The organism is Endozoicomonas sp. ONNA1, from assembly GCF_024606325.1.
Lineage (GTDB): Bacteria > Pseudomonadota > Gammaproteobacteria > Pseudomonadales > Endozoicomonadaceae > Endozoicomonas_A.
This window is the reverse complement of the sequence record NZ_JAHHPN010000419.1, coordinates 1-1,606: the sequence shown is the minus strand read 5'-3', so window position 1 is coordinate 1,606 and position 1,606 is coordinate 1. Positions and strand designations below refer to the sequence as shown.

1 pseudogene is annotated in these 1,606 nt (G+C 45.5%); it reads right to left on the bottom strand.

Features of this window, described 5'->3' with window-relative positions:
• Nucleotides 1–1,606 (bottom strand): annotated as a pseudogene (locus KDK19_RS09445) (hypothetical protein); the annotation flags it as partial.

Here is a 1,606-nt window from a genome sequence, read left to right as displayed (position 1 = left end):
GGCTTTTCTCTGAGGCTTCAATAGAGATCGTATCCCGCCCGGCTCCGCCATAGACCTCATCAAACTCACTTCCGGTCACAAACCGGTCATTGCCAGATAATCCCTTGAAGAAATTACGGCCACTTTGACCTACTATCAAATTGTTCTGGTCATCTCCGATTATTTTGGTGCTGTAAGCACTGCCAATCACGTTTTCAATATTTTTGACGACCCCGTGGGTTCCAATAAAATCCATAAGACCCGCGTAAAATCGAACCACCGGGTTATTAAGGTGGGTGTGACGCACCCCACTGCTCTTATCGACTGAGGTTTCAATATTGGCAAACTTAAGCAGCTGTTTATAATCAAACTTAATCAGGAAATCATTATCATCACTCAAAAAGTACATACTCATTGAACGGCTCTGCCCCTGCGTGAACCCCTTGGTATGTATATACAGAACCCCGTTGTGCACATCTTTGTTTTTAATGTAATCAATGCCCTTCACTTCATAATCAACACAGCAATTTTCATGAGTCGTTGTTGCTGATTTTTTTGCACAACGGGTCTTTTTTGCCAGCAACTGACAACCGCCACCGGGCATTTTTTTATCATTCACCTTCCCAAAATGTCGTCCTATTGCATCAACCCTCAGGCTATTAAAAGAATAATGACGATGCTTATCCGCATTCAGGGCATAGGTTTTATCATCCGCCTGCGCCTTATAAAGCTTTTTGTAATGTCCACCGTTAAAGTGCTCAACTTTTTTTCTGGAAAGAATGCCGATCACAACATCGCCCACTTTATAACGTTCTAATGCGGGGATTTGGTTGAAAGCCTGAATGTCAGTATCAGAGTCCGTTAGTTTGCTGGCCGGCACCACATCATCATCATCAGGGCAACCTGAGTCACTTCGGGATGTGTACGTTTTGCCTGCACATTTTTTCAGATTAGAATAATCATGCACCAGAAACGCCGTTGGGCCGCCCGCATAATTGATAAAGTTAATATCTACTTCCTTATCGTTATGATCCTTACCCTTAACCCGCAGGCTACCTTTGCTCAAACCATACAGATCCTTCAAGATACTGAAGTCATCGCCCTGCTGCTTCAACAGTTCAATCAGCTGGTTGGTGAACGTTTGTTTTGAGAGATCGACTTCAAACAGGTAGGGAATTTCACCCAGCCACGTTTTCAGCTTATCCTGATTGAACTTGGCAACCACATCAGGTGAACGAAAGATTGCTTTTTCCTTGCAGGAGAGAACGCTATATCGCAACCTATAGAAAGCATTAATTTTCCGTGACGCTAAATCAGTTTTCAGGCATTGCACCTGGTTCATTCCCCTGAAACGGGTCTCAAACACAGGGCTGGGCAATTTCACAGTGTCAACACCGGTATTACCGTCAATATCAGCAAATCCGGTACCAGGACGAATGTCATCATCACCTTCCCCTCCCCGCTGAATCACTTCACCGAGAGCATGCTCAAGACTGTCATCCCCGCCACCACCCCACTGTTCCTCTCCTCCCACCAGCCTGTCATCACCAGCGCCACCATAGGCTTTCCCCCGGTGCATCTCCAGAAAAATCTTGTCGTCGCCTCCCAGTCCATAAACGGCTTTGTT